Genomic DNA, 23,059 nt, shown 5'->3' on the forward strand with positions numbered 1-23,059 from the left:
CAGATCATCGGGGTTGCTCACGGCCTGGGTTCTCCATCGGCATCATCGATGCCGGGCATGCTGCCGAGGCAGAAATGCGGGTGTATCGTGATGGGCATTGCAGTGATCGACGCAACAACCGTGACACAGACTTTCCCCGGCGCCCCCGTGTCGGCGCCCCGCCCCGCTTACGACATTGGCACGCCCGGCACTCCCTGGGGGCCGCTGGAGCGTGCCACTTGGCTGCAGCGGCAGCAGCGGCACCGCTGCCACCAGGATGAGGTGGTGGGCCGCCTGCTGGCCGCCCTGCCCGCTCAGGCCGAACTGCTGACCTACGGCGAACTGGACTACACCCGGCTGGGCCTGGGGCGTTATCCGCTCCACGCGGTGCGCAGCCGGCAGTGGCTGGCTGAGCGCCCCACGGTGCTGGTGACGGGCGGCGTGCATGGCTACGAAACCAGCGGCGTGCAGGGCGCGCTGCAGTGGATCCGTGACGACTTTGCGCGCGCCGCCGAACGCTTCAACCTGCTGGTGCTGCCCTGCATCAGCCCCTGGGGCTACGAGACGATCAACCGCTGGAACCCGGACGCGCTGGATCCGAACCGGCAGTTCAAGCCCGGGAGCCCGGCGGCCGAGTCGGCCCTGGCCATGGCCTGCGTGGCGGCGCAGGCCGGCGAGGTGGCCCTGCACATCGACCTGCATGAAACCACGGACACCGACAACAGCGAGTTTGGCCCGGCCAAGGCGGCGCGCGATGGCGGGGTGTTCCATTGGGACCCGATCCCCGATGGCTTCTATCTGGTGGGCGACACCGAGCGCCCGGCCCCGACCTTCCAGCGGGCGCTGATCGACGCGGTGCGGCAGGTCACCCACATTGCCGAGGCCGACGAGCGCGGTTGCATCCTGGGTGAACCTGTGCAACAACATGGCGTGATCAACTACGCCAAACGCTCGCTGGGGCTGTGTGGCGCGATGACGGCGGCGCGCTTCGTCACCACCACCGAGGTCTATCCCGACAGTCCGACGGCCAGCCCGGCCCAGTGCAATGCCGCCCAGGTGGCCGCCGTCAATGCAGCCATCGAATTCCTGACCCACGCTTCCAAGGAGTGTTGAACATGTACACGAAGATCCTCGTCCCCGTGGATGGCAGCCCGACCGCCGAGTGCGGTCTTCAGGAGGCCCTGAAGCTGGCCAAGGGCAGTTCCACCGCCCTGCTGCTGCTCTATGTGGTCGACCAATACCCCATGCTGGTGGACTTTGCCGCGGCGGCCAGCTACCAGGAGGTGCAGGATGACCTGCGCCGCTACGGCAAGGAGGTGCTGGCCAAGGCCCAGGCTGCGGCTCAGGCGGTGGGTGTGACAGCCGAGGTGGTGGAGCGCGAAGTCATCGGCGGACGGGTGGCCGATGTGGTGGTGGGCGAGGCCGAGAAGGCCGGTTGCGACCTGATCGTCATGGGCACGCACGGCCGCCGCGGCCTGAGCCGCCTGACCCTGGGCAGCGACGCCGAACTGGTGGTGCGCCATGCCCCGGTGCCGGTGCTGCTGGTGCGCCACGGCGAAGCGCCGCGCTGATCCGCGCTTGTTTCCTCTTCCGGCTCAGTGCGGCTCCAGCCAACGCTGAAGCACCTGAGCCACGCCAGCGGCGTTGCATTCGCCCACGGTGATGGCGGCGCGAGCTTCGTCAGTGTCCAGACCCTGGGCATGGCCCTGCTGCTGCTTCAGCACCGCCGCGGTCGCTTCGGAGGGATCCTGCCCGGTGGCCGTGCGCTGGGCGAGTCGTCGTGCCAACTCCTCCGGCCCGGCCTGGCAGTGCAGGATGAGCCAGGGGCTGCCCAAGGCCTGGGCCAGCGCAGCAAAGCGCTCGCGCTGGTCACGCCGCAGAAAGGCCGCGTCCACGATCACCGGGTAGCCGGCCTGCAGCAACGTGCGGGCCGTGTCTTCCAGCCGCGCAAAGGTGCGTTGGGTGGCCTCGGCGGTGTAGATGTCCAGGCCGTGGGCGTGTGAGTCGTCCAGCGGCCCGAGGCCGAACAGGCGTTTGCGCTCCACATCCGAGCGCAGCCGCACTGCGCCGGCTGCCTGCAGCAGCGCCCGCGCCCAGGTCGATTTGCCCGAGCCCGACAGGCCGTGGGTGATCAGCAGCGGCGCGCCTCGGCCCCCCGCGGGCGGCGTGATGTGGCGCAGCGCCCAGCCCAGGTAGTCCGGTTCATCGGCGCTCGCGCCGCCCTGCCCTTGTCTGAGCCCGGCCACCATGGCCCGCACCAGCGCCCGGTAGACCTCGAAGTAGCGCAGGCCGGTCAGGCCGTCCCAGTCGCCGCTGTGGCTTAGGTAGCCATCCAGCAGGGCAAAGGCCAGGTCGCTGCGCCCGCGCACCTGCAGGTCCATGGTCAGGAAGGCCAGGTCGTTCAGGGTGTCGATCCAGCGCAGGGCCGGGTCGAACTCGATGCAGTCGAAGGCGGTGGGGCCCTCGGGCAGCTGCACCACATTGCCCAGGTGCAGGTCGCCATGGCCCTCGCGCACGAAGCCCTCGGCCAAGCGGCGCCGCCACCAGGGCATGAGCCTCGCTTCCTCTGCCTGGAGCCACGCTTGCAGTGGCTGGGCCTGTGCAGCGCTGTGCGGCCAGGTGAGGAGCGGCGCCAGCACCTTGGCCGTGGCGGCGGCGATGTCCGCTGGCTGGCCGTGGTCGCCGTCCGCCGCGGCGCGCGGTGCCGTGCCGTGAAAGGCCGACAGGCGCTCGCCCAACTGCGTCAGGTCGTCCGCCGTAAGCCGCCCTTGGGCCAGCCGGGTGGACCACAGCGCGTCGTCGGCAAAGCGCCGCATGTGCAGCGCATGGTCGATGACCGGACCCGTACCGCCCAGGGCCGGCGCCTCGGCGGGGCCGGTCACGGGCAGCACGTCCAGATAGAGCTGAGGCGCCAGGCGCCGGTTCAGGCGCAGCTCCTCCTCGCAGAAGTGCTGGCGCAGGGCCAGCGTGCTGAAGTCCAGGAAGGTGAGCTTCAGCGGCTTCTTGAGCTTGTAGGCGTCGGGGCCGCAGAACAGCAGCCACGAGATGTGGGTTTCGGCGCGGGCCACCGGCAGGCCGCTGCGCCGGGCCAGAGACCGGGCCAAGCCATCGGCCAGGGAGCCCTGCGCGCCCATGGCCGTCAGGCGGTCTGCAGGGTCGGGCTGTAGCCCGCCTCGCGCAGGGTTTCCAGCAGCGCATCGTCGCTCAGCGCCTGGCTGTTCACGCTCACCACGTGGCTGGGCAGGTCGATCTGCAGCGTGGCGGCAGGGTCGGCTTCGGTCACAGCGGCGGTGATGGCCTTCACGCAGTGGCCGCAGGTCATGTCGGGAACGAGGAACTGGCTCATGGCATCTCCAGAGGGGGCCGGTCGGTGCGATCGGCATGCCGGCACTGTGGCGCTTCCCATCGTGGGAAGGTCAATGGCAGTGTGCCACGCCCGGGCTTGCAGTCGGGTCATGCCGGCCTGGCTTGACCTTCCTATGATGGGAGGCTTGAGGATGCCCTCATCCCTGTTCTCGAGCTGCCCTGCTGCCATGGCCACCACAACGCACGCATTCAACATCCAGATCGAAGGCATGAGCTGCGCCTCCTGCGTGATGCGGGTGGAAAAGGCCCTGAAGAAGGTGCCCGGCGTGGCCGAGGCCCAGGTCAACCTGGCCACCGAGCGTGCGCAGGTGACCGGCGGCGCCGAGCTGCGGCTGGCCCCGCTGCTGGCGGCGGTGGAGAAAGCCGGCTACGGCGCCCAGCCCGTGGTGGAAAGCCAGCCTGCCCCGCCGGCCAAGCTGCCCAGCGGCTGGACGGTGGCGGCCAGCGCCGTTCTGACGCTGCCGCTGATGCTGCCCATGCTGCTGCAACTGGCCGGCCTGCACTGGATGTTGAGCGGGCTGTGGCAGCTGGCCCTGGCCACGCCGGTGCAGTTCTGGTTCGGCCGCCACTTCTACCGCGAAGGCTGGAAGGCCGCCCGCGCGGCCAGCGGCAACATGGACCTGCTGGTGGCCCTGGGCACCTCGGCCGCCTACGGCCTGTCGCTGTACCTGCTGTGGCGCAGCTGGGGCGTGGACGCCATGCCGCACCTGTACTTTGAAGGTTCGGCGGCGGTCATCACCCTGGTGCTGCTGGGCAAGTGGCTGGAAGCGCGGGCCAAGCGCCAGACCACCGACGCCATCCGCGCCCTGAACGCCCTGCGGCCGGACACCGCGCGGGTGCTGCGCGATGGTCAGGTGCTGGAATTGCCGGTGGCCCAGGTGGCCGTGGGCGATGTGGTGCAGGTGCGCCCGGGCGAGCGGGTGGCGGTGGACGGCGTGGTCACCGAAGGCCGCAGCCATGTGGACGAGTCGCTGATCACCGGCGAGAGCCGCCCCGTGCTCAAGACGGTGGACAGCCGGGTGACCGGCGGCGCCATCAACGGCGAGGGGGCGTTGACCGTGCGCACCACCGCCATCGGTGCCGAGACCACGCTGGCCCGCATCATCCGGCTGGTGGAATCGGCCCAGGCCGGCAAGGCCCCCATCCAGCGCCTGGTGGACCAGGTGGCGGCGGTCTTCGTGCCGGCCGTGCTGTTGGTGGCCGCCCTCACCTTCGGTGGCTGGCTGCTGGCGGGCAGCGACTGGGAGCCGGCGCTGATCAACGCGGTGTCGGTGCTGGTCATCGCCTGCCCCTGTGCGCTGGGCCTGGCCACACCCACGGCCATCATGGCCGGCACCGGTGTGGCGGCGCGCCACGGCATCCTGATCAAAGACGCCCAGGCGCTGGAGCTGGCCCATGCCGTCACCACCGTGGCCTTTGACAAGACCGGCACCCTGACCGAAGGCCGCCCCAGCCTGGTGGCCGTGCTGCCGGCCCCGGGGCAGACCGAGGCTTCGGTGCTGGTGCGGGCGGCCGGCCTGCAGCAGGCCAGCGAACACCCGCTGGCCAAGGCGGTGATGGCCCATGTGGCCGGCCTGTTCCCGGCCGCCCTGCCCGCCGCCACCGAGGTGAGCGCCCTGCCCGGCCGCGGCCTGCAGGGCCTGCTGGGGGGCGAACGCCTGCTGTTGGGCAGCGCCCGGCTGTTGCAGGAACATGGGCTGGACGCCGGCCCGCTGGCCGGCGATGCCCGGCGCCTGGAGGACGAGGGCCGCACCCTGTCCTGGCTGCTGCAGTCCACGGAGCAGGCCACCGTGCTGCTGGGCCTGCTGGCCTTCGGCGACGCGGTCAAGCCGGTGGCCCGGGCGGCGGTGGCCCGGCTGCAGGCCCTGGGCGTGCGCACGGTCATGCTGACGGGCGACAACGCGGGCGCGGCCCGGCAGGTGGCGCAGGCCCTGGGCATCGACGAGGTGCATGCCCAGGTGCTGCCCGAGGACAAGGCCCGCATCGTCCAGGCGCTGAAGACCCAGGGCCAGGTGGTGGCCATGGTGGGTGACGGCATCAACGACGCGCCGGCCCTGGCGGCGGCCGACGTGGGCATTGCCATGGCCACCGGCACCGATGTGGCGATGGAGACAGCAGGCATCACCCTGATGCGCGGCAACCCGGTGCTGGTGGCCGATGCGATCGACATCTCCCGCCGCACCCACACCACGCTGCGGCGGGGCCTGTTCTGGGCCTTTGTCTACAACGTGGTGGGTATTCCGCTGGCGGCGCTGGGTCTGCTCAACCCGGTGGTGGCCGGCGCGGCCATGGCCTTCAGCAGCGTCAGCGTGGTGAGCAACGCGCTGCTGCTGAGGCGTTGGCGGCCGGCGGCAGCCAGCCACCCCGAAGCCCCGACGGAGACGACGGCATGAACATCGGCGAAGCGGCCCGCGCCTCGGGCGTGTCGGCCAAGATGATCCGGCACTACGAATCGGTGGGCCTGCTGGCGGCAGCGCCCCGCACCGACGCGGGCTACCGGCAGTACAGCGAGCGCGATGTGCACACCCTGGGCTTCATCCGGCATGCGCGGGACCTGGGCTTCGGCATTCCGCAAATCGGCGAGTTGCTCAGCCTGTGGCAGGATCGGGGCCGGTCCAGCCGGCAGGTCAAGGCCCTGGCGCAGGCGCACATCGAGGCGCTGGAGCGCAAGGTGCAGGAACTGCAGGCCATGAAAACCACCCTGTCCCACCTGGTGGCCTGTTGCCATGGCGACGACCGACCGAACTGCCCCATCCTCGACGGGCTGGCCCAGGACGATCCGCCTGGCGCCTGCTGTCCACCCCGGCGCTAGCCGGCGCGTTGCTGTCGGGGTGTTCTCCATCCTGAAAGCTGCCATGCACGTCACCCCGCCCTCGCTGTCCCTTCTCCGCCTGTCCGCCTGGCGGGCCCGCCTGCTGGCCCTGGCCGGCGCCCTGCTGCTGGCCGCCTGCGCCGGCTTTGGGTTGACGGCCCCGCGCGTGACGGTGGCCGATCTGGAGGGCTTACCCAGCAAGGGACTGGAGATGCGCTTTCTGCTGCGCCTGCGCGTGCAGAACCCCAACGCCACCGACCTGGACTACGACGGCCTGACCCTGGACCTGAAACTGGCCGGCAAAGGCGTGGCCAGTGGCGTGACCAATGCCAAGGGCACCCTGCCCCGCTATGGCGAGACGATGGTGGAGATCCCGGTGACGGTGTCCACCTTCAACCTGCTCAAGCAGGCCTGGGGCATGGCCGAGGGCAAGGGGCTGGACAAGGGGCTGGACAAGGGCGATGGCCAGGGCGTGCCCTATGAACTGCACGGCCAGATCGGCACGGCCCTGGGCCGCATCCCCTTCGACCAGAAGGGCACCCTGAACCTGCCACGCTGAGTGGCCCGATCCAATCCATTCCAACATGACCTTGACCCCCACCGCCACCGAGGTGGTGGCCGCGCTGTGCGCGGCCCACCGCAAGCACCAGCCCGCCGACAACCGCTGCCTGGCCCAGGCCCTGAGCACCCCCGACGAGGGCTATGCGGTGCAGCACGCCGTCGGCCGCCAGTTGGGCTGGTGGGGCGCGGTGCCGGCATTGGCCTGGAAGTCCGGCGGCGGCACGCCGGACACCATCACCCATGCGCCCTTGCCGCCGGCTGGCGTGCGCCACAGCCCGGTTGATCTGGGCAGCCTGCCATTGCACAGCCGCGGCATCGAGGCCGAAATCGCTCTGCGCCTGGGCAGCGCGGTGGACGTGGCGCGGGCCGCTTCACTGGATGAGGCCGCCGCCGCGGCCCTGGTCGATGCAATGGCGGTGTCGGTCGAGGTGGTCGATTCCCGCTGGCGGGACGGCCCAGATGCCGCGCCGCTGCTGCGCCTGGCCGATGGGCAGTCGCATGGGGCACTGGTGCTGGGCGACTGGCGGCCGTTCGAGCCGGCGCGGGATTGGGCGGCGCAAGCGGTCCGCGTGCAGATCGGCTCGGCGGCCCCGTTCGAGTGCCGCGGCACCCACCCCCTGGGCCGGCCCACGGCGGTGCTGACGGCCTGGCTGCGCCACGCCACGCGCGAGGGTGCCGTGCTGCCCGCCGGCACCGTGGTGACCACCGGCAGCTGGGTGGGCCTGTTGCCCGCCCAGGCCGGCGATGCCGTCACGGTGGCCTTCGACGGCCTGGGCGAGGTGTCGCTGCGCTTCTGAGCGTCCCCCGGGGCGCTCAGGCCAGCAGCTGCCGCAGCACGTAGGGCAGGATGCCGCCGTGGCGGTAGTACTCCACCTCGATCGGGGTGTCGATGCGCAGCGTCAGCGTCACCTCCTGCGTGCTGCCATCGGCCCGGTGGATGACCAGGGTGGCATGGCGCTGCGGCAGCAGTTCACCCTCGATGCGAATGTCGATCACCTCGGTGCCGGTCAGCCCCAGCGTGGACCAGCTGTCGCTGCCCTGGAACTGCAGCGGCAGCACGCCCATGCCGACCAGGTTGCTGCGGTGGATGCGCTCGAAGCTGCGCGCCACCACCGCGCGGATGCCCTGCAGCCGGGTGCCCTTGGCCGCCCAGTCGCGGCTGGAGCCGGTGCCGTATTCCTCACCCGCGAAGATCACGGTGGGCACGCCGGCGGCCTGGTAGGCCATGGCGGCGTCGTAGATGGCCATGCGCTGGCCCTGGGTCTCGCCGGGCAACTGCATCAGCGTGTAGCCGCCTTCCACCCGGCTGCCGTCCTCGGCCGCGGGGAGCATCAGGTTCTTGATGCGCACATTGGCGAAGGTGCCGCGCATCATCACCTCGTGGTTGCCCCGGCGTGAGCCGTAGCTGTTGAAGTCCACCGGCTTGACGCCCAGTTCCTGCAGGTAACGGCCGGCCGGGGAATCGGGCTTGATCGAGCCGGCCGGCGAGATGTGGTCGGTGGTGATGGAGTCGCCGAACAGCGCCATGATGCGAGCGCCCTGCACTGTGGCTTCACGCGGGGTGGGCGTCTGCTCGAAGCCGTCGAAGAACGGCGGGCGGGCGATGTAGCCACTGGTCGGCCAGGGGTAGACCTCGCCGGTGCTGCCCTGGATCTGCTCCCAGAGCTTGCCCGGCTTGGCGCCCACCTGCTCGTAGTTCTCGCGGAAGGTCTTGGGCCGCATGGCGTGGCGCAGCAGCTTGTCGATCTCCTCGCTGCCGGGCCAGATGTCGCCCAGGTAGACGTCCTTGCCCTTCTTGCCCTGGCCCAGGGGCTGGGTCATCAGGTCCTTGCGGACGTTGCCAGCAATGGCGTAGGCCACCACCAGCGGCGGCGAGGCCAGGAAGTTGGCCTTGATCAGCGGGTGGATGCGGGCCTCGAAGTTGCGGTTGCCCGACAGCACGGCGCAGGCCACCAGGTCGTTGCTGGTGATGGCCTCGTTGATCGGTGCGGTCAGGTCGCCGGCGTTGCCGATGCAGGTGGTGCAGCCATAGGCCGCCACGTTGAAGCCCAGCTTCTCCAGGTAGGGCAGCAGACCGGTGCGGGTGAGGTAATCGGTGACGATGCGCGAGCCCGGGGCCAGCGAGGTCTTGATGTGCGGCGCCACCGTCAGGCCCGCCTCCACGGCCTTCTTGGCCAGCAGGCCGGCCGCCAGCATCACGCTGGGGTTGGAGGTGTTGGTGCAGGAGGTGATGGCGGCGATCAGCACGTCGCCGTTGTGCAGTTCGGTGCCATCGCTCGTGGCAAAGGCGGGGTCGAGCTTCTCGGCCGGCTGGTTGAAGCCGTTGGCACTGGCCGGGGCCGAGAACAGCTCGGTGAAGCGGCTGGACAGATGCGTGATCTCGATGCGGTCTTGCGGGCGCTTGGGGCCGGCCAGCGAAGGCGTCACCGACTCTAGGTCCAGCGTCACCACCTCGGAGTAGTCGATCTCGCCCTCGCCCGGCACGCCGAACAGGCCCTGGGCGCGGAAGTAGGCTTCCAGGGCCTCGATCTCGCCCTTCTTGCGGCCGGTGCCCTGGAAGTAGTCCAGCGTGCGCTCGTCCACCGGGAAGAAGCCCATGGTGGCGCCGTATTCCGGGGCCATGTTGGCCAGGGTGGCGCGGTCGGGCACCGTCAGGCTGGCCGTGCCCTCGCCGAAGAACTCGACGAACTTGCCCACGACCTTCTGCTTGCGCAGCAGCTCGGTGATGGTGAGCACCAGGTCGGTGGCCGTCACGCCTTCGCGCAGGCGGCCGGTCAGGTGCACGCCCACCACGTCCGGCGTCAGGAAGTAGACCGGCTGGCCCAGCATGCCGGCTTCGGCCTCAATGCCGCCCACGCCCCAGCCCACCACGCCAATGCCGTTGATCATCGTGGTGTGGCTGTCGGTGCCCACCAGGGTGTCCGGGTAGTAGAGCTTGTCGCCCTTGGGGCCGGTCTTGTGCACGCCGCGGGCCAGGTATTCCAGGTTCACCTGGTGGACGATGCCGAAGCCCGGGGGCACGACGCCGAAGGTGTCGAAGGCCTGCATGCCCCACTTCATGAATTCGTAGCGCTCGCGGTTGCGCTCGAACTCCAGCTTCATGTTCAGATCCAGCGCCTTCTTGCTGCCGAAGTAGTCGATCATCACCGAGTGGTCGACCACCAGGTCCACCGGCACCAGGGGCTCGATGGCCGTGGGCGGCTTGCCCAGCTCGGCCGCCACGTTGCGCATGGCGGCCAGGTCGGCCAGCAGCGGCACGCCGGTGAAGTCCTGCAGCACCACCCGGGCCACCACGAAGGGGATCTCCTCGTTGCGCGGGGCGTTGGGCTGCCATTGGGCCAGTTGCTGCACATGCTCACGCGTCACCCGCTGCCCATCACAGTGCCGCAGCACCGCCTCCAGCACGATGCGCAAGGACACCGGCAGCCGTTTCACGTTCGGGAACTGGCGTGCCAGCTTGGGCAGCGAATAGAAGCGCCCGGACTTGCCGGACGCCGTCTCGAAGGTGTCCAGGGTCTTGGCAAAAGGGTGCGAAGAGGGGAATGCGGACAGACTGCTCATCGACGTGGCTCCTTGTTCTGGGTCAGTCCCTGTCCCCGGGCCTCGCCGGGCGGGACAAGCGCTGAGCTTACGCCTGCCGGGGCCGGGACGTGATGACACCCGGCGACGCCCCTGACAGAGGGCGGTCTCGCGACCGGCCGCCGCCTCGCGTGGCAGCGAAGAAGGCCCGGGGGAGCCGGCTTTTCGCGCCATTGCCACCAAGGGCTTGCCTGAAAAATGTCCTCATGTTCCGTGGGCTCACTCCGACATTGCAGTCATGACCGCCACACCTTGGTTTGATCGATGGTTCCGGCGCCGGGCCGCGGCAGCGGTGACACAGCCGCGCGTGGAGATCCAGTTGCCTGCGCTGCCCCAGGCCCCGGACGATGAAGCTGAGCCGATCTGGCAGGCCCTGCTGCAGCGCGTGGGCCAGTCCAGGGAAGTCAGCAACCTGTTGGAGCGTGCCCGCCGGGATTTCTGTGCGGCGATGCGCGATCTCCACGGTGATGCCATTCAGGACCTGCGTCTGCGTGCCGGCTACACCGTGTCGCTGCGGGAGCTGTGGCACCTGCGCACCGAGCTGTACCAACTGATTGCATTCCACCTGGACCAGGCCGAGGCCGACCGACGGCTGGTTCCCGTGAACCGACATTTCCCGGCCCGTGCCATGGGTCACGCCACGACGAGCGAGCATCATGCCCATTCCAGTCTTTTCCTCTGACGTGAGCAGCCTTGCCTTCGCCGACACCCTGCCGAGCGAGGCCTTCGAGTTCGACAGCGACGTGACCGACAGCGAATTCGAGCCGTCCGACTATGGACTGCCGGCCGACCGAGCCGCCCGTCTGGCCGCCCGGCGCGGTTTTGTCGAGATGAAACAGGTGTTTCTCAAGGCGGTGGATCCGATCAAGGGCCGCAAGGGCGACTGGCTGCGCCAGCAGGTGCGCCAGGCCCACGAGCCATTGGACCTGTGGTTGCTGCGCGGACCCGTGCTCTCCGTCCTGCGGCACGACGATGCCGGGTCGCGCGGGCTGCGCGCTGACCTCTACCGCAGCCTGGACACCCTGATTGACCAGGTGCGGGGCCGCTCCTCCTCCACGTCCGTCCGCCCGGGCGCCCGCCACCAGGCCTGGGCTTTCAGTTCCTCGGTGGACACCGCCCTGCAGGCCTGGCGCTGAGCGGTTTCCGCTGACAGCTGCTTGCCGGCAATGCCCGGCATCAAGGCACAATCCCGAGGGTGAACATCATCATCCTCGACGACTACCAGGACGCGGTGCGCAAGCTCCGCTGCGCGGACAAGCTGCAGCACCTCAACGCCAAGGTGTTCACCAACACGGTGAAGGGCCTGGGGCAGCTGTCTGTCCGCCTGCGTGATGCTGAAGTCCTGGTGGCCATCCGGGAGCGCACGCAGTTTCCCCGCGCTCTGCTCGAGAAGCTCCCCAAGCTGCGGCTCATTGCCCAGACGGGCCGTGTGGGTTCCCATATCGATGTCGAAGCCTGCACCCGCCTGGGCATCGCCGTGGCCGAGGGGCATGGTTCGCCCTATGCGCCGGCCGAGCTGACCTGGGCACTGATCATGGCGGCCATGCGCCGCCTGCCCCAGTACATCGGCAATCTCAAGCACGGCGCCTGGCAACAGTCAGGACTGAAATCGGCCTCCATGCCGCCCAACTTCGGCCTGGGCGTGCAGTTGCGAGGCCGGGTGCTGGGCATCTGGGGCTACGGCAAGATCGGCAGCATCGTGGCGGGTTACGGGCGGGCCTTTGGGATGGACGTGCGCATCTGGGCCAGCGACGAAGGCCGCGAGCGTGCCCGGGCCGATGGCTGGGCCGTCTTCGACAGCCGTGAGGCCCTGTTTGCCGACAGCGATGTGCTGAGCGTGCACCTGCGCCTGTCCGACCAGACCCGCCACGTGGTGACGCTGGACGACCTGGGCCGCATGAAGCCCACGGCCCTGTTCGTGAACACCTCGCGCGCCGAGCTCGTGCAGGACACCGCGCTGGTGGCCGCCCTCAACCGCGGCCGACCCGGCATGGCGGCGGTCGATGTGTTCGAGAGCGAGCCCATCCTGCAGGGGCATCCCCTGCTGCGGCTGGAGAACGCCGTGTGCACCCCGCACATCGGCTATGTCGAGCAGGACAACTACGAGCAGTACTTCTCCGAGGCTTTCGAGAACGTCGCCAACTTCTGCAACGGCACGCCCACCAACATTGTCAATCCGGATGCCTTGAAGGTGTTGCGTTGACCCTTGGCGAGCAGGCCGGCCCGCGCCCGCGCTCCAGCCTGCACCTGTTCCTGGCCTTTTCCCGCCTGTCCCTGATGGGCTTCGGTGGGGTGCTGCCCATTGCCCAGCGCGAGCTGGTCGAGCGGCTGGGCTGGCTGAGCGTCGAGGAATTTGCCGAGCTGCTGTCGATCGGCCAGGTGCTGCCCGGACCGAACGTGGTCAATCTGTCCCTGATGGTGGGGGACCGCTATTTCGGCCTGCGGGGCGCCCTGGCGGCCCTTGCGGGCATGCTTCTTCTGCCCCTGGTGCTGGTGCTGGTGGCCGCCGCGCTGTACCAGCAGTTTGCCGCCCATCCTGCGGTGGCTGGCGCGGTGCGTGGCATGGGGGCGGTGTCGGCCGGGCTGGTCATGGCCATTGCCCTGAAGCTGCTGCCCGCCCTGCGCCGCAACCCGCTGGGGCGTACCCGCTGGATACCGGTGACCGTGGCGGTGGCGCTGGCCACCGGCTGGTGGCGCTGGCCGCTGGTTCTGGTGATCGGGCTGGTGGGTGGTGTGTCCTGCGCCATGGCCTGGCACCGCCTGAGCCCGCGCGCCGATGCGGCCTCCCAGGAGACCGCACCGTGACCGGGATGCTGGATGCTGCCGGGCTGTGGGCGCTGTTCCTGCACTGCCTGATGTTGTCGCTGCTGGCCATCGGCGGCGCCATGGCCACGGCGCCCGAGCTGCAGCGCTATGTGGTGGTCGACCGTGGCTGGCTCAGCAGCGCCGACTTCACTTCGTCCGTGGCCCTGGCGCAGGCCTCGCCTGGCCCCAACCTGATGTTCATCCCGGTGGTGGGTTATGCCGCGGGCGGTCTGCCCGGTGCCATGGTGGCCTTGCTGGGCATGCTGTTGCCCAGCACCGCCCTGACCCTGGCCGTGACACGCTGGGGGGCCCGGCACCGCGACAGCCGCGGCGTGAAGTCCTTCATCGCCGGCATGGTGCCGGTGACGCTGGGACTTTTGATCGTGTCCGGCGCCCTGCTCGTTCAGCCCCTGCAGGACCAGCCCGTGGCCCTACTGCTGATGGGCTGCAGCCTGCTGTTGAGCTGGCGCACCCGGGTGTCGCCGATCTGGCTGATCGCCGTCGGCGCGGTGGCGGGCATCCTGGGCTGGGTCTGAAGCCCCTCCCCGGATCCAGCCCGGCGGGAGCTCAGCGGGTGGTCTCGTCCTTGGTGCCGAAGATCTTGTCGCCGGCGTCACCGAGGCCCGGGATGATGTAGCCATCCTCGTTGAGGTGGCTGTCGACCGCAGCCGTCCAGCAACGCACGTCCGGGTGGGCCTTCTCCAGGGCGGCAATGCCCTCGGGGGCCGCCACCATCACCAGCGCGCGGATGTCCTTGCAGCCGCGGCGCTTGAGCAGGTCGATGGTCGCGATCATCGAGCCGGCGGTGGCCAGCATCGGGTCGACGATCAGCGCGGTGCGCTGCTCCAGCTGGCCGACGAACTTCTCGAAGTAATGCACCGGCTGTAGGGTTTCGTGGTCGCGGGCCAGGCCCACCACGCTGATCTTGGCGTTGGGGATCATGTCGAGCACGCCATCGAGCATGCCCAGACCGGCGCGCAGGATGGGCACCACCGTGATCTTGCGCCCGGCGATCTGGTCCACCTCGGTCGGGCCGCTCCAGCACTGGATGGTCACCTTCTCCAGCGGGAAGTCTGCGGTGGCCTCGTAAGCCAGCAGACGGGCCACTTCGCCGGTGAGCTCGCGGAACTTCTTGGTCGAGATGTCCGCTTCACGCAGCAGACCGACTTTGTGACGGACCAGCGGGTGGGCAACGGCGATGACAGGCATGGCAGACGGTATCCAGTGGTGAACAACAGCCCTCAGTGTAGGCCGTCCTCGCCCTCACCTGCCGCGGCAGAGGCTGCACTGCGCTGGCGCCGGGCCTCATAGAGGCAGACTGCCGCCGCCACCGAGACGTTCAGGCTTTCCACGGCGCCCGCCATCGGGATGCTCACCAGCGCGTCGCAGGTCTTGCGGGTCAGTTGCCGTATGCCCTTGTCCTCGGCCCCCAGCACCAAGGCAACCGGGCCGGTCAGGTCCAGCTCATAGAGGGTGTGTTCCGCGTCGTCGCTGGCGCCGATGATGCGCACGCCACGTTCCTTCATCTCCACCAGGGCACGGGCCAGGTTGGTCACCATCAGGTAGGGCACGGTTTCGGCCGCACCGGAGGCCACCTTGGCCACGGTGGCGTTGATGCCCACGGCATGGTCGGTGGGCGCCACGACGGCATGGGCGCCCGCCCCGTCGCACACCCGCAGGCAGGCGCCCAGGTTGTGCGGATCGGTCACGCCATCGAGCACCAGCACCAGGGCCTTGTCGACGCCGGCGGCTTCGACCTCCTCCAGCACCTCGTCCAGCGAGTGCCGTGGCTTGAGTGCCGTGACACGGGCCACCACGCCCTGGTGGCGGGGGCCGCCGGACATCTTGCTCAGGCGCTCATCGTCGCTGTCGACCACGGTGATGCCGGCCTCCCGGGCTCGCTCCAGGAAGCCGCGCATGCGGGCATCCCGGCGCTTGGCGTCGATGTGGAGTTCGGTGATGGATTCAGGGGCGGTCTTGAGCCGCACGGTGACGGCGTGGAAACCGTAGAGAACGCGTAGGGAGGACATGAGCAATCAGCCCGCACAGGGGCTCCGAAGCTGGCGCCAGGCGGCAGGTGTGCCGCAGGCAAGGCCGCTAGCCTACCAGCTTGCCCGCCCGCCGCTCACACATGCACGAAGGCGAGCCAGGCCAGCAGGCCGCCGATCAGCACCGGCTGGTGCAGCATGTAGAAGGTGAGCGACCAGCGCCCCAGCCGGGCCAGGGGCTGCAAGACGGCGGGAATCGGGCCGGTCAGCCAGTCGCGTCGGTGCGTCAGCAGCAGCAGGCCCAGGCCGACACCGGTCAGCAAAACCCCCAGCCAGGGCAGCACGGGAACATAGTCTTCGGTGTAGGGCAACTGGGTGATCAGGCCGGTCCAGTTCCACCAGCGGGTGTTGAAGAAGGGATGTTGCAGCCAGCCCGGTGCAAACCAGGCCAGCCCGCCAAGGATGAACAGCAGCGGGATGGCGGTGGCGCCGGCCAGGCGTTGCAGCGGGGGCACTGTCAGCCGGACAAGCAGCAGCATCAGCGCAATGCCGTGCAGCACGCCAAAGCTGATCCAGCTCTGCGGAAACATCATTGCCGAGCCAGCGGACACCAGGGCCGCGCAGCCGGCCACCTGCAGCCAGCGCCGCCAGAAACGCTTCCAGCCCTGGCCTGCCTGCAGGGCCACGGCCTGTCCCAGGCCCGCACACAAGAGGAACAAGGACACGATGCCCGTTCGCTGCAGGGTCCAGAAGGGATCGCTCAGGAAGTGCTGGGCAGGGGTCAGCAGGCCGTAGTGATTGAGGTCGAAGCTGAAGTGGAAGGTGGCCATCCACAGGATGGCGACACCGCGCAGCGCATCCAGCCGATCGAACCGGCTCGCGGGTCTTGAGGAGGGGGAGAGGCTTGGCACGGGCATGACGATAGCCCGACTCTTTTGTCTGACTGTTGCGGGATTGCACGGGCGCGGCCGGAACTCCGGCCTGTTGCGAGAATCCATCAGCACAAGATGCTGGGGGCCATCCATGGGTGAGAGTTCGTTTTCGGTCAGCGACAAGCTGGCCGACGCCATCCTCAATTTGGTTGCGCAGGTGCCGCCCACCCGGGAGGAGGCCAGCGACGCGCCGCAGGCTGCCGCAAGCCGGGTCACGCGGGTGGCGGCAGCCAAGGCCGCGCTGACGGCCGGTGGGCTGGCGCTGCCCACGGGCCCCGCTGGCTGGCTGACCATCCTGCCTGAGCTGCTGGCGGTCTGGCGCATCCAGGCGCAGATGGTGTCCGACATTGCCGCCCTGTATGGGGCTCGGCATGCCCCGACGCGCGAGCAGATGCTCTACTGCCTGTTCAGGCACGCCGCGGCACAGGCCGTGCGGGATCTGCTTGCCCGGGCGACCGACCGCTGGCTGGTGCAGGAAGCCTCCGGCGTCCTGCTGCAGCGGGTGGCCCAAGCGGTTGGGTTGAAGCTGACCCAGAAGGTGGCGCGGCGCGGTGCGTCGCGCTGGGTGCCTTTGGTGGGTGCTGCGGGCGTGGGGGTCTATGCCTGGCTGGACACCCGGCAGGTGGCGCAGACAGCCATCTCGCTGTTTCAGGCGCCAGCCAAGGAGGCGCCTGTCGCCCGAGAAACAGCCTAGGTGCGGGCCCCGAGACGCTGCTGCACCTGGAGGTGGATGTTGCGCAACTCGGTCAGGGTGGCGCCAATGTCCGCCTGTTGGCGCTCCAGTTCGGTCAGGGTCTGCAGAAGCTCGTCCTCGGCTGCGCGGAGGCTGGAAACTTCGTTGAGGTCTGGCGCATCGTACAGATCCAGGTAGTGTCGGATCTGCGCCAGGGAGGCTCCCAGGGACTTGGACCGCAGAATGAGCATCAACCGGGCCCGGTCGCGCTGGCTGTACACCCGGGAGCCATTGATGCGCCGAGGTTGCAGCAGCCCCTTGTCTTCGTAGAAGCGGATGGCCCGCAGAGTGATGCCGAACTCTCGACACAACTCGGTGATCCCGAACAAGGACTCTGCCGGCTCTCTGGCCGCCACACCTTCTGTCGGTGTCTCTGTCGCTGGCTGCGCGCTGTCAGGATGGATCATGCCGAGTGCACCTGAAGGTTCCCCGCAGACCCCCGCTGTCCGCAGGCATGACTGTGATACTAGGCAACTGCAGGGAAATCTCCTATCAGCATATTTGCGGAGAGGGCGCTCCCCTATGCCGGAGTCGGCTGCCTGCAACGCCATGCCCCAGCCCTACGCCGAGTCTGCCCGCCTGAGATGCCGAGGTGTGCGACGTCTAACGGGTCTTCGGGCTCACGGTGGGTGCCACCGCCGGCCCGAGGCCCGTGTCCACTCGCCAGATGCCTTCCGAGGTCAGCGTGGCGCCATCGTAGGCATAGCGGTTGTAATAAATGAACGGCCCTTGCGCCGTGACGAAGTACTCCGGGTCGGTGCGGGCGCGGGACTTGGCACCGCTGGCCACCAGCTTCTGGATCTGGGAGGAGTCGTCGGTGATGCCCATCATCGCCAGCAGATTGGGCTTGGTGTAATCGTTCCAGTTCGACGAGGTGTTCATCTGGAAGAACACATAGGACTTGCCGTTGTGGATGAAGAACTCGGGTGACCAGGCGTAGGGTGTGGCCGAAGGCAGCTGGCGCTTGATGATCTTGTTCCAGGTGAAGGTGCCATCGCCATTGGCCGTGCGGCGGTAGATCACGATGGCCACGCCGTTTTGAACGGCCGCCATCACGTAGTCGCCGTCATATTCGGGTGCCCGCCACACCAGGGCGCCCTTCAAGTTCACCTTTTCGTGTGTGATCTGGTCGCTGACCCCGGTGACGGGGTCGTAAAAATAGATCTGGTAGTAGCCATTGCTGGCCTTGCCCGACACCACGACCTTGTCCAGCCCATCGACGGAACGGCGGAACGAACTGGCATCGCCCTGCCCGCTGACGGTGATCGGCAGTTCGCTGCTCGGGATGTTCTCCAGACGGCTGTAGGCGTAGGAGGTGGACGTGTTTTGGTAATGGAGCGTCGGTTGGGCGTCGGTCGGGTCGGTCGAACCCATTGGATTCACCTTGCCCAGGCTCGTGCCCAGCATCGCCACAGACCAGGTGCCGTTGCCAGCGTCCGTGGCCGTGGCCAGGCCCGCAGACTGGTTGGACGGGAACATGCCCGGCTGGTAGCGGGTGAAGACAATCTGCGACCCCAGGGCCGAGCGCACCCACTCCGGACCATTGAGGTAGGCCTGAGGCGGTGCGGCACGGCTGTCCACCAGTTGGCCCATGCCACTGGCTGGCAGGAAGCTTCCGGTGGCCGGGTCGACGGCAGCCACCCACAGCTGCTTGTTGCTGTCGACAAAGGCCAGCCGCGAATTGCCTGCACCCTGGTTGCAGCGGGGGCAGTCCACCCCATCCCGCCCCCAGTCGAATTCGAAGTCGATGATGTTCGCGCTGGTGACCTGGACTTCAGAACCTGCGTGGGCCCCTGCGGCCGCCCAGACCAGGGCGACAACACTCAGGGCTTGGGCCCAGCGGCGTCCGGATGAGAGGGGCGGCGTTTTGACATCGATCATGGGTACCTCGGGCTTCGGACAAACCCGACGCCAAGCGCGCAGGTTTATGTAACAACTCGTATAGGAGTATGCAGGCCGGGCGTCTGGAGAAGAAAGGGCCATCCCCCAAGGATGAGGGGAGTCCGATGGTGACAACCGTCACGGAATTGGCATCCTCATCCCCTCGTCGGGGGACGGGAAATCTGACCCGCTACCATGCCGGCCCATGATTCATCCTGAGCGTCACCGTCAGCTTGAGCTGCTTTCCCCTGCCCGCGACGCCGAGATCGGCATCGAGGCGGTCAACCATGGGGCGGACGCGGTCTACATCGGTGGGCCCGGTTTTGGTGCGCGCGCATCCGCGGGCAACCCCATCCAGGACATCGAGCGCCTGGTGCGGCATGCCCACCGCTTTCACAGCAAGATCTTCGTCACGCTCAACACCATCCTGCGCGACGATGAACTGGAACTGGCCCGCCGCATGGCCTGGCAGATCTACGAGGCCGGGGTGGACGCCCTGATCATCCAGGACATGGGCCTACTGGCGTTGGACCTGCCCCCCCTCCAGCTCCATGCCAGCACCCAGTGCGACATCCGCACCCCCGAGAAGGCGGCCTTCCTGGCGAACTCGGGCTTGTCGCAGATCGTGCTGGCCCGGGAACTGACCCTGCCCCAGATCCAGGCGGTGGCCCAGGCCCAGCCAGCGGGCACGGTGATCGAGTTCTTCGTGCATGGTGCGCTGTGCGTGGCCTATTCCGGCCAGTGCTACGTCAGCCATGCCCAGACCGGGCGCAGCGCGAACCGGGGCGACTGCTCCCAGGCCTGCCGCCTGCCCTGGACGGTCACCGACGACCAAGGGCGCATCGTGGCGCACGAGAAGCACGTGCTCTCGATGAAGGACAACAACCAGTCGGCCAACCTGGCCGCCCTGGTGGATGCCGGGGTGCGCAGCTTCAAGATCGAGGGACGCTACAAGGACATGGGCTATGTGAAGAACATCACCGCCCACTACCGGCAACTGCTCGACGAGGTGCTGGAGGGGCGCCCGGGGCTGAGCCGTGCGTCCAGCGGCCGCACCACCTTCCTGTTCACGCCGGACCCGGACCGCAATTTCAACCGCGGCAGCACCGACTACTTCGTGCAGGGGCGCCAGCAGGACATCGGCGCCTTCGACACCCCCAAGCATGCCGGCCTGCCGCTGGGGCACGTTGCCCGTGTCGGCGTGGACCACCTGGAGGTGGAACTCGACGAAGGCGTCGGCCCGCTCAACAACGGCGATGCGATCACCTGGTTCGACCTGCAGCAGGAACTGCGCGGTGTGCCGGTCAACACGGCCGAGCCGCTGGATGCCAGCGGGCGGTGCTTCCGGGTGGTGCCCAAGGATCCGCTGTCTGAGCTGAAGGACCTGCGCCGCGGCACCGTGCTGATGCGCAACCGGGACATGGCCTGGGACCGGCTGCTGCGCAAGAAGAGCAGCGACCGGCGCGTGGCGGTGGACCTGCATCTGGCGGAAACGCGAGAAGGATTCGCGCTCTCGGTCACCGACGAGGACGGCCACCATGCCCGGGTGGAACTGGCCCATGCCCACGAGGCGGCCCAGCAGCTCGAGCGGGCCGAGGCAGCCTTGCGTGAAGGCTTGGCTAAGCTGGGCACCACGATCTTCGTGGCGGGTGAGATCACGCTGGCCTTGCGCCAGCCTTGGTTCCTGCCGGCCGGGGCGCTCAACGCGCTGCGCCGGGACGCCATCGCAGCGCTGGAGGCCGAACGCGAAGCCTGCCGGGAGCGCCTGCCGCGCCGCGCGCCGGTGGAGCCGCCGGTGCCCTACCCCGAGGACACGCTGAGCTACCTGGCCAACGTTTACAACCAGAAGGCGCGCGACTTCTATGCCCGGCACGGCGTGAAGATCATCGAGGCGGCCTACGAGAGCCACGAGGCCCTGGGCGACGCCAGCCTGATGATCACCAAGCACTGCGTGCGCTTCTCGCTGAGCCTGTGCCCCAAGCAGGCCAAGGGCGTGACCGGTGTGCAGGGCACGCTGCGGGCCGAGCCGCTGACCATCCAGAATGGCGACGAAGTGCTGACCCTGCGCTTTGACTGCAAGCCCTGCGAGATGCACGTGGTGGGCCGGATGAAGAAGAACGTGCTCAACCAGGCCCGTGCTGCCGAGAAGCAGGCCGCCCGTGAGGGCGTGCCCATCCAGTTCTACAAGACCCGACCAGCCCCGCACCCGGCCCGCTGAGCCCGTCCGGCATCAGGTCGCCGCGGGCGTCAGGCCGGCCGTGAGCCGGCGCAGCGCGGCCTCGTCCAGGGTCTCGTGCTGCAACAGTTCGGCGGCGCACTGGTCCAGCAGGGCGCGGTGCGCGGTCAGCAGCGCTGTGGCCCGGTCGAAGGCCCCCATCACCAGAGCCCGGATGGCCTGGTCGATGCGCTCCTGGGTCTGTTCCGACACATGGGCGGCGGCGGCCTCCGGCACGGCGCCCTCCCCGCCCTCGAGCATGCGGTTGCGCGGCGATTCGTAGGCGACGAAGCCCAGTTCGGCATCCATGCCGTAGCGCATCACCATCTCGCGGGCCAGATCCGTGGCCTTGGCCAGATCGTCCGAGGCGCCGGTGGAGAGTTCGCCGAAGACCAGCATCTCGGCCGCCCGGCCGCCCAGCAGCACCGCCATCTTGCGTTCGAGCTCGGCCTTGGTCATCAGGTAGCGGTCCTCGGTGGGCCGCTGGATGGTGTAGCCCAGCGAGCCGATGCCACGCGGGATGATGCTGACCTTGTGCACTGGGTCCGTACCCGGCTGGGCCAGGGCCACCAGGGTGTGGCCCATCTCGTGCACGGCCACGGTCTGCCGCTCCTTCGGGTTGAGCAGGCGGTTGCGCTTTTCCAGACCCGCGACGATGCGTTCCACCGCGGCGGTGAAGTCATCCAGCGTCACCTGACTGGCCTGGCGGCGGGTGGCCACCAGGGCGGCTTCGTTGACCAGATTGGCCAGGTCCGCGCCCGAGAAGCCCGGCGTCAGCGCCGCCACTTCGTCGAGCTTCAGGTCCGGCGCCAGCGTCACCTTGCGCACATGCACCTTCAGGATGTCCAGCCGTCCCTTCTTGTCCGGCCGGTCCACCAGCACCTGGCGGTCGAAGCGGCCGGCCCGCAGCAGCGCCGGGTCCAGGATCTCCGGCCGGTTGGTGGCAGCCAGGATGATCAACCCGGTCTGGGCGTCGAAGCCGTCCATCTCGACCAGCAGCTGGTTGAGCGTCTGCTCCTTCTCGTCGTGCCCCCCCAAGCCGGGAAAGGCGCCGCGGGCGCGGCCCAGGGCGTCGAGCTCGTCGATGAAGATGATGGCCGGGGCCTGGGCGCGGGCCTGCTCGAACAGGTCGCGCACCCGCGCGGCGCCCACGCCGACGAACATCTCGACGAACTCGCTGCCGGAGATCGAGAAGAACGGCACCGCGGCCTCGCCGGCCACCGCCCGGGCCAGCAGGGTCTTGCCGGTGCCCGGCGGGCCGACCAGCAGCACGCCCTTGGGCACATGGGCGCCCAGGCGGCCGAAGTCTCCCGGGTGCTTGAGGAACTCGACCACCTCGGCCAGCTCGGCCCGGGCTTCGTCCACGCCGGCCACGTCGGCAAAGGTCACGCCGGTGTCCGTCTGCACGTAGACCTTGGCCCGGCTCTTGCCGATGGACATGAAGCCGCCCAGGCCGCCGCCGGCCTTGTCGGCAAAGCGCCGGAACACGAAGAACCACAGGCCGAAGAACACCGCGGCCGGCACGATCCAGGACAGCAGGTCGCGCAGCAGCGTGCTCTCGATCACCCGGCTGTAGGGCACGTGGTAGCGGTCCAGCCGCTCGGCGATGTCGGGTTCCACCCGGTTGGTCACCAGCAGCAGCTTGCTGCCCTGGGGCGTCTTGAGCTTGCCGGTGAGCTGCCGATCGGTCACCTGGACTTCGGCGATCTTGCCGTCGGCCAGCGCCTGCTCGAAGGCGCTGTAGGGCACCGCCTCGACCTCGCGGGTGCTCTGCCACAGGTCCTGCAGCGTGAGCAGCATCAGCGCCGCAATGAACCAGTAGCTCAGGTTCCAGGTGTGTTTCTGGTTGATGGGCATGGGGATGTCCGGTGCGCTCGGCCGGGGCCACGGAGGCCCAGCGGATGGGCAGCATTCAGTAATGCGGGGGAATCTCGTCGCGCAGGCTGCGAAAGGACGTGGCGTCGTCGCCGGCCGATTGGCGGCGCAGTTGCAGCAACTCACGCAGCAGCAGGTCGATCTGCTCCTGTTGCCTGGCCACGGTGATGTTGAGGTGCTCGAGCAGATCCTCGGTGAAGCTGAACTTCACCTCCAGATCGGTCAGCCGTCGCTGGGTGTCGTCCGGCAAGGACATGGTGGAAGGACTCACAGGGAAATTGAGGTGAATCCCGACAGCTTATTGCATCTTGGCGTCACTGGGCTGCACCGTAC

General features: G+C 68.7%; 23 protein-coding genes. 13 read left to right on the forward strand and 10 right to left on the reverse strand.

Annotation, left to right across the window (positions count from 1 at the left end):
- Window positions 1-147: 147 nt before the first annotated feature.
- Together M0L44_RS14890 and M0L44_RS14895 are read left to right on the forward strand one after the other, a co-directional pair.
- Window positions 148-1,092 (forward strand): M14 family metallopeptidase, encoded by a 945-nt coding sequence (locus M0L44_RS14890; RefSeq protein ID WP_252770605.1) that lies wholly within the window; start codon window positions 148-150, stop codon window positions 1,090-1,092.
- Between the two features lie 2 nt (window positions 1,093-1,094).
- Entirely contained in the window at window positions 1,095-1,550 is a 456-nt protein-coding gene (locus tag M0L44_RS14895; RefSeq protein WP_252770606.1) for a universal stress protein, read from the forward strand.
- Between the two features lie 24 nt (window positions 1,551-1,574).
- Here the strand turns inward: M0L44_RS14895 and M0L44_RS14900 are convergent, their stop codons facing one another.
- Window positions 1,575-3,113: a bifunctional aminoglycoside phosphotransferase/ATP-binding protein gene (locus M0L44_RS14900; RefSeq protein ID WP_252770607.1), complete on the reverse strand. Its 1,539-nt coding sequence runs from the start codon at window positions 3,111-3,113 to the stop codon at window positions 1,575-1,577.
- A gap of 5 nt (window positions 3,114-3,118) precedes the next feature.
- Window positions 3,119-3,325 (reverse strand): heavy-metal-associated domain-containing protein, encoded by a 207-nt coding sequence (locus tag M0L44_RS14905; RefSeq protein WP_252770608.1) that lies wholly within the window; start codon window positions 3,323-3,325, stop codon window positions 3,119-3,121.
- A gap of 151 nt (window positions 3,326-3,476) precedes the next feature.
- Between M0L44_RS14905 and M0L44_RS14910 the strand changes: the two genes are divergently transcribed.
- The 4 genes from M0L44_RS14910 to M0L44_RS14925 are packed head-to-tail and all read left to right on the forward strand — an operon-like array spanning window position 3,477 to window position 7,515.
- Window positions 3,477-5,738, forward strand: coding sequence for a heavy metal translocating P-type ATPase (locus tag M0L44_RS14910; protein WP_435526426.1), 2,262 nt, complete (start codon window positions 3,477-3,479; stop codon window positions 5,736-5,738).
- On the forward strand, window positions 5,735-6,157 hold the full coding sequence (cueR, locus tag M0L44_RS14915) for a Cu(I)-responsive transcriptional regulator (protein ID WP_252770610.1): 423 nt from the start codon (window positions 5,735-5,737) through the stop codon (window positions 6,155-6,157). The genes M0L44_RS14910 and cueR overlap by 4 nt, the downstream gene beginning before the upstream one ends.
- 43 nt (window positions 6,158-6,200) lie before the next feature.
- Complete coding sequence (locus M0L44_RS14920; RefSeq protein WP_252770611.1) at window positions 6,201-6,716, forward strand: LEA/WHy family protein; 516 nt, start codon at window positions 6,201-6,203, stop codon at window positions 6,714-6,716.
- A gap of 25 nt (window positions 6,717-6,741) precedes the next feature.
- On the forward strand, window positions 6,742-7,515 hold the full coding sequence (locus tag M0L44_RS14925) for a fumarylacetoacetate hydrolase family protein (RefSeq protein WP_435526427.1): 774 nt from the start codon (window positions 6,742-6,744) through the stop codon (window positions 7,513-7,515).
- A gap of 16 nt (window positions 7,516-7,531) precedes the next feature.
- On the opposite strand, the gene acnA is transcribed toward M0L44_RS14925, so the two are convergent.
- Window positions 7,532-10,279, reverse strand: a complete 2,748-nt coding sequence (acnA, locus tag M0L44_RS14930; RefSeq protein WP_252770612.1) for an aconitate hydratase AcnA — start codon at window positions 10,277-10,279, stop codon at window positions 7,532-7,534.
- A 325-nt stretch (window positions 10,280-10,604) separates the two neighbouring features.
- Here acnA and M0L44_RS14935 point away from each other — a divergent pair, with 325 nt between their 5' ends.
- Genes M0L44_RS14935 through M0L44_RS14955 form a run of 5 tightly spaced genes read left to right on the forward strand, consistent with a single transcriptional unit; the run spans window position 10,605 to window position 13,638 of the window.
- Window positions 10,605-10,979 carry a hypothetical protein gene (locus M0L44_RS14935; RefSeq protein ID WP_252770613.1) on the forward strand — a complete coding sequence of 125 codons (375 nt, stop codon included), beginning with the start codon at window positions 10,605-10,607 and terminating at the stop codon, window positions 10,977-10,979.
- A 1-nt stretch (window position 10,980) separates the two neighbouring features.
- Window positions 10,981-11,433: a hypothetical protein gene (locus M0L44_RS14940; protein ID WP_252770614.1), complete on the forward strand. Its 453-nt coding sequence runs from the start codon at window positions 10,981-10,983 to the stop codon at window positions 11,431-11,433.
- Between the two features lie 59 nt (window positions 11,434-11,492).
- Window positions 11,493-12,500: a D-2-hydroxyacid dehydrogenase family protein gene (locus tag M0L44_RS14945; protein WP_252770615.1), complete on the forward strand. Its 1,008-nt coding sequence runs from the start codon at window positions 11,493-11,495 to the stop codon at window positions 12,498-12,500.
- Window positions 12,497-13,102, forward strand: a complete 606-nt coding sequence (locus M0L44_RS14950; protein WP_252770616.1) for a chromate transporter — start codon at window positions 12,497-12,499, stop codon at window positions 13,100-13,102. The genes M0L44_RS14945 and M0L44_RS14950 overlap by 4 nt, the downstream gene beginning before the upstream one ends.
- Before the next feature lie 5 nt (window positions 13,103-13,107).
- On the forward strand, window positions 13,108-13,638 hold the full coding sequence (locus M0L44_RS14955) for a chromate transporter (RefSeq protein ID WP_252770721.1): 531 nt from the start codon (window positions 13,108-13,110) through the stop codon (window positions 13,636-13,638).
- Window positions 13,639-13,669: 31 nt separating this feature from the next.
- Here M0L44_RS14955 and upp read toward each other — a convergent pair whose 3' ends face one another.
- The 3 genes from upp to M0L44_RS14970 form a co-directional block, all read right to left on the reverse strand.
- Window positions 13,670-14,311, reverse strand: a complete 642-nt coding sequence (gene upp / locus M0L44_RS14960; protein WP_252770617.1) for a uracil phosphoribosyltransferase — start codon at window positions 14,309-14,311, stop codon at window positions 13,670-13,672.
- A gap of 32 nt (window positions 14,312-14,343) precedes the next feature.
- The gene (gene rlmB, locus M0L44_RS14965; protein ID WP_252770618.1) at window positions 14,344-15,132 is read right to left on the reverse strand and encodes a 23S rRNA (guanosine(2251)-2'-O)-methyltransferase RlmB; all 789 of its coding nucleotides are present in this window, start codon (window positions 15,130-15,132) and stop codon (window positions 14,344-14,346) included.
- 95 nt (window positions 15,133-15,227) lie between these two features.
- Window positions 15,228-16,007, reverse strand: coding sequence for a heparan-alpha-glucosaminide N-acetyltransferase (locus M0L44_RS14970; RefSeq protein WP_252770619.1), 780 nt, complete (start codon window positions 16,005-16,007; stop codon window positions 15,228-15,230).
- A 106-nt stretch (window positions 16,008-16,113) separates the two neighbouring features.
- Here M0L44_RS14970 and M0L44_RS14975 point away from each other — a divergent pair, with 106 nt between their 5' ends.
- Complete coding sequence (locus M0L44_RS14975; protein ID WP_252770620.1) at window positions 16,114-16,716, forward strand: EcsC family protein; 603 nt, start codon at window positions 16,114-16,116, stop codon at window positions 16,714-16,716.
- Here the strand turns inward: M0L44_RS14975 and M0L44_RS14980 are convergent.
- Both M0L44_RS14980 and M0L44_RS14985 read right to left on the reverse strand, forming a co-directional pair.
- Window positions 16,713-17,162, reverse strand: coding sequence for a MerR family transcriptional regulator (locus tag M0L44_RS14980; RefSeq protein WP_252770621.1), 450 nt, complete (start codon window positions 17,160-17,162; stop codon window positions 16,713-16,715). The two genes, M0L44_RS14975 and M0L44_RS14980, sit on opposite strands and share 4 nt — an antisense overlap.
- A gap of 196 nt (window positions 17,163-17,358) precedes the next feature.
- Window positions 17,359-18,636: a hypothetical protein gene (locus M0L44_RS14985; protein ID WP_252770622.1), complete on the reverse strand. Its 1,278-nt coding sequence runs from the start codon at window positions 18,634-18,636 to the stop codon at window positions 17,359-17,361.
- Window positions 18,637-18,841: 205 nt separating this feature from the next.
- On the opposite strand from M0L44_RS14985, the gene M0L44_RS14990 reads away from it, so the two are divergent.
- Window positions 18,842-20,854 carry a peptidase U32 family protein gene (locus tag M0L44_RS14990; protein WP_252770623.1) on the forward strand — a complete coding sequence of 671 codons (2,013 nt, stop codon included), beginning with the start codon at window positions 18,842-18,844 and terminating at the stop codon, window positions 20,852-20,854.
- Window positions 20,855-20,866: 12 nt separating this feature from the next.
- Here the strand turns inward: M0L44_RS14990 and ftsH are convergent, their stop codons facing one another.
- Window positions 20,867-22,708 carry an ATP-dependent zinc metalloprotease FtsH gene (ftsH, locus tag M0L44_RS14995; protein ID WP_256490295.1) on the reverse strand — a complete coding sequence of 614 codons (1,842 nt, stop codon included), beginning with the start codon at window positions 22,706-22,708 and terminating at the stop codon, window positions 20,867-20,869.
- Between the two features lie 55 nt (window positions 22,709-22,763).
- Window positions 22,764-22,982: a SlyX family protein gene (locus M0L44_RS15000; RefSeq protein WP_252770624.1), complete on the reverse strand. Its 219-nt coding sequence runs from the start codon at window positions 22,980-22,982 to the stop codon at window positions 22,764-22,766.
- Window positions 22,983-23,059 lie beyond the last annotated feature (77 nt).

Origin of the sequence: Ideonella oryzae (assembly GCF_024055665.1) — a bacterium.
GTDB lineage: Bacteria > Pseudomonadota > Gammaproteobacteria > Burkholderiales > Burkholderiaceae_C > Ideonella > Ideonella oryzae.